A 14,000-nucleotide genomic window follows, 5' to 3' on the forward strand; every position below is an offset into this window, starting at 1 on the left:
GCCAATCACGTGTGCTGACGTTCTGATCACGGGCGGAGGAGTTTGCGGACCGTGCGTTCCACCAGGTCGGCGGCCTTCGGCGGGGGAGTGCGGCCGGTCGAGAGGTAGCGGTGGACGACCGCGCGCGGGATCTCGACCAGGGCCAGCACGACGTCCTCGTCCGTGCAGCCGGTGAGCGAGGGCAGGGAGAGCGTCGCCCGCTTCAGAGCCGCGCGGAGTTCTTCCTCCGCGGCGGTCAGGGCGGTGACGGCTTCGGGGGACCAGTCGGCGGGGCCGAAGGCCTGCTTGCCGGCGTCGAGGACGCGGGCGCCGTCGGGGTTCTTGCGGCACCAGCGGACAACGCTCGTGGCGGCCTCGACCGCCGCGTCCACCGAAGCCGCGTCGCCGAGGGTCTCGACGAACAGGGCCTGGAAGTCGCGCAGGGTGCGGAGCCAGAGGGTGGCCAGCAGGGCCGGGCGGTCCGGGAACCGGTGGTAGATCGAGCCGTTCGGCGCGCCCGCGGCCTTGGCCGTCGCGGCCATCGTGACCGCGCGGGCGCCGCCCTCGGCGAACAACGTCGTCGCGGCGTCGAGGAACTGCGCTGTGGTGTGTGTCGCCGGCCGGCCCATGGTTCTGGAGACTATCCTCTGTTACGTTCTGGAGGACAGTCTCCAGAACGGAGGGTTGTGCCATGGTTCGCAACGTCCACACCCGGAGGTTCCCGCGGCCGGTGCCGCTCGAGCTGCTGGCCACGCTCGGCACCGGGGACGACCGGCTCTGGCCGGTCGCCGACTGGCCGCCCACCCGGCTCGACGGCCCGCCCGTCCCGGGCACGACCGCGGGCCACGGTCCCGTCCGGTACGTAGTCGAAGTGGTCTCGCCCGATCGCCTGCGGTTCCGCTTCACGGCGCCGAAAGGCCTGCACGGCTACCACGAGTTCACGATTTCGGGTGACACGCTGACGCACGTCCTGGCCGGGACGCTGCACGGCTGGGCCCGGCTGAGCTGGCCGCTGGTGTTCCGCCCCCTGCACGACGCGCTGCTGGAACAGCTCCTGGACCGCGCCGAACTGGCGGTGACCGGCCGGGTCGCCCAGCCGGTTCGCTGGTCGCCGTACGTCCGGTTCCTTCGCGCGCTCGCCGGGATGCGCGCCAACCGGCTGAGCCCGGCCGATCACCGCTGACCGGCCGGGCCCTCGGTCAGTGCGTTTCCGCCGCGCAGAAGGTGTCGCGCGCCGGGCGCTCACCCGTCACCAGGAAGTCGGTCACCGCGGTGTTGGCGCACTGGTTCCCCGCGACCACGTAGACGCCGTGGCCGCCCTCGTCGGCGGTCACCATCCGGGCCCGGTCCCCGAAGGCCGCGCGCAGCTTGCGGGCGTTCACCAGCGGGGTGCCCGGGTCACGCTGGTTCTGCACCAGGAGCACGTTCGACGGGCCGTTCGCGGTGATCCGCACCTTCGGCTCGGTCGCCGGGGTCGTCCAGTACGCGCACGGCGAGATGTTCGCCGTGGCGGCGCCGAGCATCGGGTAGCGGATCCGGTCGATCGCGACGTTGGCCTGGTAGGTCGCCACCGACCGCGGCCAGCGCGAGTCGGTGCAGACCACGGCGAGCCGGGCGGCCAGCATGTTCTCGGTGATCTCGCCCGTGAGCTTCGGCGTCTCACCCTTGTCCAGCGCCTGCCACGCCGCGGCGAGGTCCGGGAACTGCGCGTCGCCGTAGGAGTAGCTGAACGCCAGACCGCGGAAGGCCGAGCCGTCGATCCCCGCGACCGGCGCCTTCTCCAGGCGGGTGGCCAGCTCGAAGAACTTGGCGGTCACCTGCGCGGGGGTGGTGCCCAGCCCGTACTTCGGGTTCGCCGCGGCGAACTTCGCGAAGTCCGGGAACCGGTCCTTCAGACCCTGGGAAAAGGCGCGCATCGCGTCGATGTCGTAGCCGCCGGGCCCGAGGTTGCTGTCGAGCACGATCTTGTCGCCGCGCCGCGGGAACATCGTCGTGTAGACCGCGCCCAGGTACGTGCCGTAGGACGCGCCCAGGTAGGAGAGCGTGGGCTCGCCCAGCGCCTCCCGGATGCGGTCCATGTCCCGCGCGGTGTTCGCCGTGGTCACGTGCGGCAGCATCCAGCCGGTGCCGGACGTCGCGCACTGCCGGGCTACGGCCTTCGAGACCTGCGCCTGCTTGATGACGTCGGCGGGGTCCTCGGCGTAGGGCAGGTTGCCGGTCGCCTGCTGCTCCGGCGTCAGATCGCAGGTCACGGGGGAGCTGTGCCCGATGCCGCGCGGGTCGAAGCCGATGACGTCGTACTGGTCCCGCACGCTCTGCGGCAGCGGCGCCGGCAGGCTCGGGATGGCCAGCAGCTGCGGGTAGTCCAGCCCTTCGACGCCGGGGCCGCCGGGGTTCGTGAACAGCACGCCACGCCGCTTTTCAGGGTGCCTGCTCGGCAGGCGCGAGACGGCGACGTCGATCTTGCGGCCGCCGGGGTCGCGGTAGTCCAGCGGAACCGGCAGCGTCGTGCACTCCAGGTCGGGTGTGGGGAAGGCGCCGGCCGGACAGGGCCCCCACTTCAGCCCGCTCGCCGCAGGAGCGGCCGAGGCGGCGGGCACCACAGCGGTCGCGGCGACCGCCACGACCGCGGCGGCCAAGAGGATCTTCTTCATCGGTGTCGAGGACATGCCCCGATTCCAGTGCGCCGGGCGGCGGGGAAGCAGTGTGCTGACGTCACCAGCCCTTGTGACGTGGTGTCACTGGCGCTTCACTTCGGGGGTGAACCTGACACCCCTGGACGAGCCCGCACTGGCGCGACTGCTGGAGGCCGCCGTCTCCGGCGCGGACCCCCTGGAGGTGATGCCGCCGGTCGAAGACGAGCCGGGCTGGACGCCGGCCCGCCGGGCGGCGTTCCTCGAGTTCCACCGAGGCCGTTCCCTCCGCGCGGAGACGGCCGTGGAACGCACGTGGGTGATCGACGTCGACGGAAAGGCGGTCGGAGCGGCCCGTCTGGAACCGCGCGGGGACGCGGTGGAGGCGGGAATCTGGCTGAGCCGGGCCGCCCGGGGCAGGGGGATCGGCAAGCAGGTGACGGCCGCCCTGCTGGCGGAGGCCCGCAGGTCGGGCACACCGCGGTTCATCGCCTCGACGACGGCGGGCAATCGCGGCGCCCGAGCCCTGCTGAGCGGAATCGGCGCGAAGCTGGCGCAGCGCGGCGACGAAGTGGCAGCGGAACTACCGCTGAGCTGACACCGGCTTCGGCGGGACTTGGCTCATGTCGCGGTGAGGTGGCCATTCTCCGGTCACCGAGCGCCGCCTGGTGCCGTTGCGGTCGGGCATCGCCTGCGAGTGTGACCGCGCTGGGGTGCGTACCGTCGGCTGCTGCTGCGGTGGCTGCCGGCCGAGGTGCTACCGCCGTGGACTTTCGGCGGAAGCCATCGGTGCACCGGCAGGCAGGCAGGCAGACAGCCGCTGGCGTAGGTGCGCAGTTCGTTCCGAACTCGCTGTGCAAGGGGCTTGAGCCGGCGGCCGCGAAAGCAGGTGCCCAGCTCATCTCGAAGCTGTTGTTCGAGAACGGCGAAGGTTGCCCGCCGGCTCGCGCACGCCGGCGGGTCGGGTCGCCGACGGTCTTGACGCGACTTCCGGTGTGGTGGCGGCCGGTCTGAGCTCGGTGTCCTTGTGGTGAGCTACCGCCGGCCTGACTTCAGCCGCGGCAGGATCTCCGTGCGGACGTACTCCAGGGCGTCCCGCTCCGGCAGGATGTGCGGTCCCTGCACCCACGCCACCCCGTGCCGCGCCGCCGCGGCCGTCAGGCGTTCTCGCAGCGGGCCCACCACTCCCGCGCCCAGCACCAGCGCGTCCACCACGCCCAGGCGGGACAACGCCGCTTCCTCCGAAGCGACGCCGTCCGCGGCGAGACCCGCCGCGGACAGCGCCGCCGTCACCCTCGAGACCGTGGCCGGGTTGCGGCCGAACAGCAGCACCTTCATGCCACCCAGCGTGCGACCTCAAGTGCGCTCGAGGTCAAGACCTCAGTCGAGCTGCAGCTCCGGGGAGTACATCTCGATCCAGTGGTACAGGTCGAGCAGCCGGTCCAGGCCGATGCGGGCGCCCGGGTCCATGGTGGCCGAGTCCACTTCGGACACCCGGTGCGCCCAGGCCTTGTCGACCAGGCCGAACACCGCGTGGTTCGGCTCCGCGAGGACCTCCTTGACCTGCTGCTGCAGCGCCGCCGCGTAGCCCGGGTCCTGCGTCGACGGGTAGGGGCTCTTCACCCGCTGCGCCACCGACTCCGGCAGCACGTGCTTGGTCGCGTGCCGCAGGAGGCTCTTCTCGCGGCCGTCGAACGTCTTGAGCGACCACGGCGTGTTGTAGACGTACTCGACCAGCCGGTGGTCGCAGAACGGCACGCGGACCTCCAGGCCCACCGCCATCGACGCGCGGTCCTTGCGGTCGAGCAGCATCCGCACGAAACGGGTCAGGTGCAGGTTGCAGATCGTCCGCATCCGCGCTTCCTTCGCGGACTCGCCGTCGAGGTGGTCGACACCGGCGACCGCCGTCGCGTACTGGTCCGCGACGTAGGTCTCCAGGTTCAGCTTCTGCCGCAGCTCCGCGGTGTAGAGCGACGCGCGCTCGTCCATCATCGAGTTCCGGAACGCCAGCCACGGGAACGTGTCGGCGTTGACGGCCTTCTCGTCGTGGAACCAGCGGTAACCGCCGAACACCTCGTCGGCCGACTCGCCGGACAGGGCCACCGTCGACTCGCCGCGGATCGCCTTGAACAGCAGGTACAGCGACGTGTCCATGTCACCGAGGCCGGCCGGGATGTCGCGGGCCTTCAGCACCGCGCGCCGCACCGCCGGGTCGCTGAGCTCCGCCGGGTTCAGCATGACGTCCTGGTGCGCGGACCCGACCAGGTTCGCGACGTCGCGGATGTAGGGCGAGTCCGCGGTGTCGCGCATCTCGTCCGGCTTGAAGTTCTCTTCCTGGCCGAAGAAGTCGACGGAGAACGTCCGCAGCTGCTCGCCCTGCTCGGCGAGGTGGGGCGCGGCGAGGCCGGTGACGGCGCTGGAGTCCAGGCCGCCGGACAGCAGCACGCAGCGCGGGACGTCCGCGACGAGCTGGCGGTGCACGATGTCGGTCATCAGCTCGCGGACGCGCTCGACCGTGGTCTCCTGGTCGTCCGTGTGCTGCTTGGCGTCGAGCTTCCAGTACGTGCGGGTGCGGATGCCCTCGCGCGTCACGGTGACGATCGTGCCGGGCTGGACCTCCTCCATGCCCTTCCACAGCGACCAGCCGGGGCGCTTGGTGAACGCCATCAGCTCGCGCAGGCCTTCGGTGTCGACGACCTTGCGGGCGAGCGGGTTCTCGAGGATCGCCTTCGGCTCCGACCCGAACAGCACCCCGTCTCGAGTGGGGTAGTAGTAGAACGGCTTGATGCCCATCCGGTCGCGGATCATGATCAGGCGGTCGTCGCGCTCGTCCCAGATCGCGAAGGCGTACATGCCGTTGAGGTGGTCGACGACCGCGTCGCCCCACTGCAGGTAGCCGTGCAGCACCACTTCGGTGTCGCTGTCGGTCTCCCACTTGTGGCCGAGCTTCGTGAGCTCTTCCTTCAGTTCGGTGAAGTTGTAGGCCTCGCCGCTGTAGACCATCGCGACGTCGCCGTTCGGCGTGTGCACCGACATCGGCTGCCGCCCGCCCGGCAGGTCGATGATGGCGAGCCGTCGGTGGCCGAGCGCGACGTGCTCGCGCACCCAGGTGCCGACGCCGTCCGGGCCACGGCAGGCCATGGTCTCCGTCATGGCGTCCACGACGTCCTGCCGGCGCGTGAGGTCGGCGTCGTAGGAAACCCAGCCGGCGATACCGCACATACGGACCCCTCCAAGCTTTTACTTAGCTAGTACAACTATCGGTAACACAGGTGTAACACGGCAGGAACATCTTGTCTGCCCGAATTGCACGTTCCGCGCTCATTCGGTCACGCAGTGTGCCGTGAGTCACTCACGAACCGCGACGGTGCCGTGGCGGAGGCAAACGCTTGCGTGACCGGCGCCACCCGCCATAAAGACGGCGTAAATGCGCATCAGGACGGCGTTAACGCGCCGTCAGCCAGCCTCCGCGGAGGGACGGAACGGCCGCACAGTTGGCCTCGTCCCTGGTCACCAAATCGGTGACCTGTCCTGAGAGGTGCCTAGTGGCCGACTTGCTCTACGCCGTTCTGATGATCGGCATCTTCGTGGTTATCGCGCTGGCCCTGCGTGGCTTGGAGAAGCTGTGAGCGGCGCGGGCACCGTGGCCAACATCGTCGGCGGGCTGCTGGCGCTGGGCCTTCTCGTCTACCTGTTCGTCGCCTTGATCAGGCCGGAGAAATTCTGATGTCCGACACCGCGGCCGGGCTCATCCAGCTCGGTCTCCTCCTCGTCGCCCTCGCCGTGGTTTACAAACCTCTCGGCGACTACATGGCGCGCGTCTTCTCCACCGAGAAGCACCTGAAGCTCGAGAAGGGCCTCTACCGGCTCTTCCGCGTCAACCCGGACTCCGAGCAGCGGTGGCCGACCTACGCCGCCGGCGTGCTCGGCTTCTCGTTCGTCTCGGTCGTCCTGCTCTACCTGCTGCAACGGCTCCAGCCGATCCTGCCGTGGAGCCTCGGCCGCGGTTCGGTGAGTCCCGCCGTCGCGTTCAACACGGCGATCTCGTTCGTCACCAACACGAACTGGCAGTCCTACGTCCCCGAGACGACGATGGGCCACTTCGTGCAGATGGCCGGGCTCACCGTGCAGAACTTCCTGTCCGCGGGCGTCGGCCTGGCCGTCGCCATCGCGCTGACCCGCGGGTTCATCCGCTCGCGCACCGACCGGCTCGGCAACTTCTGGGTGGACCTCACCCGCGGCACCGTCCGCGTCCTGCTGCCGATGGCCTTCGTGTTCGCGCTCGTGCTGATCGCCCTCGGCGTCGTGCAGAGCCTCAAGGCGGGCGTCGCCGTCACCAACCCCGACGGCAGCCAGAGCACCATCGCGCTGGCCCCGGCGGCGAGCCAGGAGGCGATCAAGGAGCTCGGCACCAACGGCGGCGGCATCCTCAACGCCAACTCGGCCCACCCGTTCGAGAACCCCAACGCCTGGACGAACCTGATCGAGCTGTTCCTGATCCTGGTGATCCCGGTCAGCCTGACCCGCACGTTCGGCAGGCTCGTCGGCAAGAACAAGCAGGGTTACGTCCTGCTCGGCGTGATGGGCCTGCTCTGGGCCGCGTCGCTGGCCGTCATCTGGTTCTCCGAGGCCAAGGCGAGCAACCCGGCCGCGCTGGCCGCGGGAGCGAGCATGGAGGGCAAGGAACAGCGGTTCGGCATCTCGAGCACGTCGATCTTCGCCGACACCACCACCGGCACGTCCACGGGCGCGGTCAACGGCGCCCACGACAGCCTCTCCGGGCTCGGCGGCGGCGGTCCGTTGCTGAACATGCTCTACGGCGAGATCTCGCCGGGCGGCGTCGGCACCGGGCTCTACGGCATCCTCGTGATGGCGATCATCGCGATGTTCCTGGCCGGCCTGATGGTCGGGCGGACGCCGGAGTACCTGGGCAAGAAGCTCGGCAAGCGCGAGGTCACCTGCGCGGCGATCTCGATGCTGGCCATGCCGACCGTGGTGCTCCTCGGCGCGGGCATCGCCCTGATGCTGCCGGACACGGCGGGCGCGCTCGGCAACAGCGGCGCGCACGGGCTGTCCGAAATCCTCTACGGCTACGCCTCGACCGGCAACAACAACGGCAGCGCGTTCGGCGGCCTGACCGCGACGAGCGACTGGTTCCAGTCGTCGTTCGGCGTCGCCATGGCGCTCGGCCGGTTCATCCCGATCGTCGCCGTGCTCTGCCTGGCCGGTTCCCTGGCCGCGCAGAGGAAGGTCCCCGAAACCGCGGGGACGCTGCCCACCACCGGGCCGCTGTTCGCCACCATGCTCACCGGCACGGTGGTGCTCGTCGCGGCCCTCACGTTCATCCCGGCGCTCGCGCTCGGGCCCATCGCGGAGGCACTCGCATGACCGTCACCGAAGAACGACCTCAGGTGACCCACGAAGAGCACACCGGTCGCGTCGGCGCGGGCGTGTTCAGCCCCCGCCAGCTCTGGACGTCGCTGCCCGAGGCCGTCAAGAAGCTCAACCCGAAGCACCAGCTCGCCAACCCGGTGATGTTCGTGGTGTGGGTGGGCTCGGCGCTGACCACCGTCTTCGCGATCACCGACCCGAGCGTCTTCACCATCCTGATCGCGATCTGGCTGTGGTTCACGGTCATCTTCGCGAACCTCGCCGAAGCCGTCGCCGAAGGGCGCGGCAAGGCGCAGGCGGAAAGCCTGCGGCGGTCGAAGAAGGAGACCGTCGCGCGGCGGCTCACCGAGACCGGGGAGGAGCAAGTTCCAGGCGCCGAGCTGAAGGTCGGCGACCTCGTGGTCGTCGAGGCCGGCCAGGTGATCCCGGGTGACGGCGACGTCGTCGAAGGCATCGCGACCGTCGACGAGTCGGCCATCACCGGCGAGTCCGCGCCGGTCATCCGCGAGTCGGGTGGTGACCGCAGCGCCGTCACCGGCGGCACGACCGTGCTGAGCGACCGGGTCGTCGTGAAGATCACGACCAAGCCGGGTGAGTCCTTTGTGGACCGCATGATCGCGTTGGTGGAAGGAGCTTCCCGGCAGAAGACGCCGAACGAGATCGCGCTGACCATCCTGCTGGCCACGCTGACCATCATCTTCCTGCTCGCCGTCGTGGCGCTGCAGCCGATGGCCGGCTACTCCGGGTCCGAGCAGTCGGTGATCGTGCTGACGGCGTTGCTGGTCTGCCTGATCCCGACGACGATCGGCGCCCTGCTGAGCGCCATCGGCATCGCCGGGATGGACCGGCTGGTGCAGCGCAACGTCCTCGCGACGTCCGGCCGCGCGGTCGAGGCCGCGGGCGACGTCTCGACGCTGCTGCTCGACAAGACCGGCACCATCACCTTCGGCAACCGCCGGGCCACCGAGCTGATCCCGGTGGGATCCTCCACTCCGGACGAACTCGCGCGGGCCGCGAGGCTGGCCAGCCTCGCCGACGAAACGCCCGAAGGACGCAGCGTCGTCGAGCTGACCGCGGCCTACGCGGGTGACGACGTGCACGGCGAGTTCGTCCCCTTCACCGCGCAGACCCGGATGAGCGGGCTCGACGTCGGTGACCGGCGGATCCGCAAGGGCGCGGCGAGCGCCGTGCGCGCGTGGGTGCGCGACAACGGCGGGCAGTTCCCCGACGAGACCGAGCGGGTGGTCGACGAGATCAGTGCCCAGGGCGGCACCCCGCTGGTGGTCGCCGAGGACACCGTGGTGCGCGGCGTGATCCGGCTGTCCGACGTCGTCAAGCCGGGCATGAAGGAGCGCTTCAAGGAACTGCGGGCGATGGGCATCAAGACGGTGATGATCACCGGCGACAACCCGCTCACCGCCAAGGCCATCGCGGCGGACGCGGGCGTCGACGACTACCTCGCCGAGGCCAAGCCCGAAGACAAGATGGCGCTCATCAAGAAGGAGCAGGAGGGCGGGCGCCTGGTCGCGATGACCGGCGACGGCACCAACGACGCGCCCGCGCTCGCGCAGTCCGACGTCGGCGTCGCGATGAACACCGGCACGTCGGCCGCGAAGGAGGCCGGCAACATGGTCGACCTCGACAGCGACCCGACGAAGCTGATCGAGATCGTCGAGATCGGCAAGCAGCTGCTGATCACGCGCGGCGCGCTGACGACGTTCAGCGTGGCGAACGACCTCGCGAAGTACTTCGCGATCCTGCCGGCGATGTTCACCGGCATCTTCGCCCAGCTCGGCGCGCTGAACATCATGCACTTGGCCACCCCGAAGTCGGCGATCCTTTCCGCGGTCATCTTCAACGCGCTGATCATCGTCGTGCTGATCCCGCTGGCCCTGCGCGGCGTGCGGTACAAGCCGTCGTCGGCCTCGGCCCTGCTGCGCCGCAACCTGCTCGTCTACGGCCTCGGCGGCATCGTCAGCCCCTTCCTCGGGATCTGGCTGATCGACCTGCTCGTGCGCCTCATCCCTGGAATCGGGTGAACTCGTGAACACTCTCGTCAAGCAGACCTGGGCCGGCCTGCGCGTCCTCATCGTGCTGACCGTCCTGCTCGGGGTGATCTACCCCCTGGCCGTGTGGGCGATCGCCCGCATCCCCGGGCTGGAGGGCAACGCCGAAGGCTCGATCGTCACGCAGAACGGCCAGGCCGTCGGGTCGTCGCTGATCGGCGTCGACCCGGTGCCCGCCGACCCGGCGAAGGACCCGTGGTTCCACAACCGGCCCTCGGCCCTTGCGAAGGACGCGCTCGGCCCCGGCGACCCGTCGACGTCCGGCGCGTCCAACAAGGGCCCGTACAACGAGGACCTCGTCAAGACCATCGGCGAGCGCAAGGACGCCATCGCGAAGCGGGAAGGCGTGTCACCCGATCAGGTACCGCCGGACGCGGTGACGGCGTCCGGTTCCGGGCTCGACCCGGCGATCAGCGTCGCCTACGCCGACCTCCAGATCGCCCGCGTGGCCCGGGTGACGGGGTTGCCGGCGGACCGGGTGAAGCAACTCGTCGAGGCGAACACGTCGGGCGCCGGGATCGGCGTCCCCGGGGTGGATGTGCTCCAGCTCAACTTGGCCGTGCAAGGTGCGGCCGGAGGGGCACACTGACAGCGTGACCAGTACGAAGAAGCCGCGCCGGGGGGAGCTGAGGATCTACCTCGGCGCGGCTCCGGGCGTCGGCAAGACCTTCGCCATGCTCGGCGAGGCGCGCCGCCGGCTCGACCGCGGCACCGACGTCGTCGCCGGGCTCGTGGAGACGCACGGCCGTGAGAAGACCGCGGTCCTGCTCGAAGACCTCGAGATCGTGCCGCGCCGGCACGCCGTGCACCGCGGCCGCGCCTTCGAGGAGATGGACGTCGACGCCATCCTCGCCCGCGCGCCCGAGGTCGCCGTCGTCGACGAACTGGCGCACACCAACGTGCCGGGCTCGCGCAACGCCAAGCGCTGGCAGGACGTCGAGGAACTGTTGGATGCCGGCATCGACGTCCTGTCCACGGTCAACGTGCAGCACCTGCAGAGCCTCAACGACGTCGTCGAGCGCATCACCGGCGTCACCCAGCAGGAGACCGTGCCCGACGAGGTCGTCCGCCGCGCGGAGCAGCTGGAGCTGGTCGACATCACGCCCGAGGCGTTGCGGCGGCGCCTCGCGCACGGCAACGTCTACCCGGCCGAGCGGATCGACGCCGCGCTCGGCAACTACTTCCGCCCCGGCAACCTCACCGCGCTGCGCGAGCTGGCGCTGCTCTGGGTGGCCGACCAGGTCGACGTCGCGCTGCAGCGCTACCGCGCCGAGCAGCAGATCACCGACACGTGGGAGACGCGCGAACGCGTCGTCGTCTCCATCACCGGCGGCCCGGAGAGCGAGACGCTGATCCGCCGCGCCAGCCGGATCGCCACCCGCGCCGGCGCCGAGCTGCAGGTGCTGCACATCCTGCGTGGTGACGGCCTGTCCGGGCTCGGCCCGACCGCGATCGCCCGCTGCCGCACCTTGGCCGAGGAGGTCGGCGCGACGTTCCACACCGTCGTCGGCGACGACGTCCCGACCGCGCTGCTCGACTTCGCCCGCGGCGTCAACGCGACCCAGCTGGTGATCGGCACCTCGCGGCGGTCCCGCGTGGCGCGGCTGTTCGACGAGGGCATCGGCGCCACCGTGGTCAGCCGGTCCGGGCCCATCGACGTCCACATGGTCACCCACGCCGAGGCCGGCGGGCGGCTGCGGGCCCGGCTCGGCGCGAGCCCGCTGGGGCTCTCGCGGCTGGTCGCGGGCTGGGTGCTGAGCGTCGTGCTGCCGGTGCTGGTGACGGTCATCGGGCTGTTCGTGCCCGCCGGGCTCGACTTCGCCACGGACGTGATTTCGTACGTGCTGGCCACGGTCGTCGTCGCGCTGGTCGGCGGCCTGGGCCCGGCGCTGGTCGCGGCCGTGCTCGGCGCCGGGCTGCTCAACTTCTTCTTCACGCCGCCGCTGTACACGCTGAACGTGCACACGCCGCAGAACCTCGTGACGCTGATCGCGATGGTCGTGGTCGCGGTGCTGGTCGCGCTGGTCGTCGACGCGGCTGCGCGCCGGGCGACGCAGGCGGCGCGGGCGCGGACCGAGGCGGCGCTGCTCGCGTCCTACGCGCGGACGGTGCTGACCCACGCGAACCCGATCGAGCGGCTGCTGGAGAAGGTCCGCGAGAACTTCGCGCTGACTTCCGTGACGCTGCTGGAAAAGCGCGAAGGCGAGTGGCACGGCGTCGCGACGGCGGGGGAGCACCCGTGCGCCGACCCGGACGAGGCCGACGTCGACATCGCGGTCACCGCCGACGTCCACCTCACGTTGCGGGGGCGCGCGCTGCCGGCGGCCGACCGCCGGGTGCTGGAAGCCGTCGCGGGACAGGCGCTGCTTTCGCTGCGGCAGCAGCGCAGTGCCGACGCCGCGGCGAAAGCCGAGCGCAAGGCCGAGGCCACCGAGCTGCGCACGACGCTGCTTTCGGCGGTCGGGCACGACCTGCGGACGCCGCTGACGTCGATCAAGGCGTCCATCGGCAGCCTGCGCGCGCCCGACCTGCACCTGTCCGATGAGGACACCGCGGAACTGATGGAGGCCATCGAGCTGTCCGCCGACCGGCTGGCCGGCCTGATCGACAACCTGCTGGATTCGTCGCGGCTGGCCACCGGCGCGGTGGTGCCGCACCTGCGTCCGGTGGGCTACGACGAGGTCGTCGCGCACGCTCTGTCCAATGTGGACTCCTCGGACGCGGTGGTCGTCGCGGTCGACGACCAGCTGCCGTCGGTGCTCGCGGATCCCGGGTTGCTGGAACGGGTGGTGGCGAACGTCCTCGACAACGCGCTGCGGCACGGCGGGGGCCGGGTGTCGGCCCGCGCGAGCGCGCACTCCGGCCACGTCGAGCTGCGGATCGTCGACCACGGCAAGGGACTGCGCAAGGGGACGGCGGATTCGGCGTTCGCGCCGTTCCAGCGGCTCGGCGGCGACCGGGACGCGACGCCCGGCGTCGGGCTCGGGCTGTCGGTGGCGAAGGGGTTCACCGAGGCGATGGGCGGCACGATCCGCGCCGAGGACACCCCGGGCGGCGGGCTCACGATCGTCGTCTCGCTGCCCGCGGAAAGTGTCATGTACCGGGAAGGGGTCCGATGAGCGACATCGCTGCCACCGTGCTGGTGGTGGACGACGAGCCGCAGATCGTGCGCGCGTTGCGGATCAACCTCACCGCGCGCGGCTACAAGGTGATCACCGCGCACGACGGCACCGCCGCGCTCAAGGCCGTCGCCGAGACGAAACCCGACGTCGTCGTGCTCGACCTCGGCCTGCCCGACCTCGACGGCACCGAGGTGATCGCCGGCCTGCGCGGCTGGACGACGGTCCCGATCATCGTCCTGTCCGCCCGCGGCGACTCGGCCGACAAGGTCCAGGCCCTCGACGCGGGCGCGGACGACTACGTCACCAAGCCGTTCGGCATGGACGAGCTGCTCGCGCGCCTGCGCGCCGCGGTGCGCCGCTCGGCGGTCGCCGGCGCCGACGACGTGGACGCGGTGGTGGAGACGTCGTCGTTCAGCATCGACCTGGCGGCCAAGAAGGTCCGCCGCCACGACGGGGTCGAGGTCCACCTGACCAAGACCGAGTGGGGCGTGCTGGAGCTGCTGGTCCGCAACCGCGGCCGGCTGGTGGCGCAGAAGCAGCTGCTGCACGAGGTGTGGGGGCCGTCGTACGAGACGGAGTCCCACTACCTGCGGGTCTACCTGGCCCAGCTGCGGCGCAAGCTGGAGCCGGAACCCTCGCGCCCGCGCCACCTGCTGACCGAGCCGGGCATGGGCTACCGCTTCGAAGCCTGACGCCGAGGTCGTGAGGGCTCGGGAAAGGTGACCTCCGGCCGGCGCAGCGAGGCGAGCCGTGCGTGCGGGGCCGGAAACCCCGAAGGCCACCGCCGCGGCGGTGGCCTTCGGTGACTT

The 14,000-nt window shown here is 70.8% G+C and carries 12 protein-coding genes; 8 read left to right on the forward strand and 4 right to left on the reverse strand.

What is annotated here, in order from left to right:
* Window positions 1-26 precede the first annotated feature (26 nt).
* Window positions 27-608, reverse strand: coding sequence for a TetR/AcrR family transcriptional regulator (locus OHS18_RS40715; protein WP_328614380.1), 582 nt, complete (start codon window positions 606-608; stop codon window positions 27-29).
* Between the two features lie 62 nt (window positions 609-670).
* Between OHS18_RS40715 and OHS18_RS40720 the strand changes: the two genes are divergently transcribed.
* Window positions 671-1,162, forward strand: coding sequence for an SRPBCC family protein (locus OHS18_RS40720; RefSeq protein ID WP_328614381.1), 492 nt, complete (start codon window positions 671-673; stop codon window positions 1,160-1,162).
* A 16-nt stretch (window positions 1,163-1,178) separates the two neighbouring features.
* Here the strand turns inward: OHS18_RS40720 and OHS18_RS40725 are convergent, their stop codons facing one another.
* Window positions 1,179-2,633, reverse strand: coding sequence for an alpha/beta hydrolase (locus OHS18_RS40725; protein WP_328618666.1), 1,455 nt, complete (start codon window positions 2,631-2,633; stop codon window positions 1,179-1,181).
* Between the two features lie 106 nt (window positions 2,634-2,739).
* On the opposite strand from OHS18_RS40725, the gene OHS18_RS40730 reads away from it, so the two are divergent.
* Window positions 2,740-3,210: a GNAT family N-acetyltransferase gene (locus OHS18_RS40730; protein ID WP_328614382.1), complete on the forward strand. Its 471-nt coding sequence runs from the start codon at window positions 2,740-2,742 to the stop codon at window positions 3,208-3,210.
* 437 nt (window positions 3,211-3,647) lie between these two features.
* Here the strand turns inward: OHS18_RS40730 and OHS18_RS40735 are convergent, their stop codons facing one another.
* On the reverse strand, window positions 3,648-3,950 hold the full coding sequence (locus tag OHS18_RS40735; RefSeq protein ID WP_328443294.1) for a hypothetical protein: 303 nt from the start codon (window positions 3,948-3,950) through the stop codon (window positions 3,648-3,650).
* A 42-nt stretch (window positions 3,951-3,992) separates the two neighbouring features.
* A complete protein-coding gene (gene asnB, locus OHS18_RS40740) occupies window positions 3,993-5,834 on the reverse strand; it encodes an asparagine synthase (glutamine-hydrolyzing) (RefSeq protein WP_328614383.1) in 1,842 nt (613 codons plus the stop codon).
* 403 nt (window positions 5,835-6,237) lie between these two features.
* Here asnB and kdpF point away from each other — a divergent pair, with 403 nt between their 5' ends.
* The 6 genes from kdpF to OHS18_RS40770 are packed head-to-tail and all read left to right on the forward strand — an operon-like array spanning window position 6,238 to window position 13,883.
* Window positions 6,238-6,339, forward strand: coding sequence for a K(+)-transporting ATPase subunit F (gene kdpF, locus OHS18_RS40745; protein ID WP_328443292.1), 102 nt, complete (start codon window positions 6,238-6,240; stop codon window positions 6,337-6,339).
* Window positions 6,339-8,000, forward strand: coding sequence for a potassium-transporting ATPase subunit KdpA (gene kdpA / locus OHS18_RS40750; RefSeq protein ID WP_328614384.1), 1,662 nt, complete (start codon window positions 6,339-6,341; stop codon window positions 7,998-8,000). The genes kdpF and kdpA overlap by 1 nt, the downstream gene beginning before the upstream one ends.
* Window positions 7,997-10,042, forward strand: a complete 2,046-nt coding sequence (gene kdpB, locus OHS18_RS40755; protein ID WP_328614385.1) for a potassium-transporting ATPase subunit KdpB — start codon at window positions 7,997-7,999, stop codon at window positions 10,040-10,042. The genes kdpA and kdpB overlap by 4 nt, the downstream gene beginning before the upstream one ends.
* Window positions 10,043-10,046: 4 nt before the next feature.
* Window positions 10,047-10,658: a potassium-transporting ATPase subunit C gene (locus tag OHS18_RS40760; RefSeq protein ID WP_328443289.1), complete on the forward strand. Its 612-nt coding sequence runs from the start codon at window positions 10,047-10,049 to the stop codon at window positions 10,656-10,658.
* Entirely contained in the window at window positions 10,606-13,188 is a 2,583-nt protein-coding gene (locus OHS18_RS40765) for a DUF4118 domain-containing protein (protein ID WP_442874283.1), read from the forward strand. The genes OHS18_RS40760 and OHS18_RS40765 overlap by 53 nt, the downstream gene beginning before the upstream one ends.
* On the forward strand, window positions 13,185-13,883 hold the full coding sequence (locus OHS18_RS40770; protein ID WP_328443287.1) for a response regulator: 699 nt from the start codon (window positions 13,185-13,187) through the stop codon (window positions 13,881-13,883). The genes OHS18_RS40765 and OHS18_RS40770 overlap by 4 nt, the downstream gene beginning before the upstream one ends.
* Window positions 13,884-14,000: the final 117 nt, after the last annotated feature.

It is taken from the genome of Amycolatopsis sp. NBC_00355 (assembly GCF_036104975.1).
Lineage (GTDB): Bacteria > Actinomycetota > Actinomycetes > Mycobacteriales > Pseudonocardiaceae > Amycolatopsis.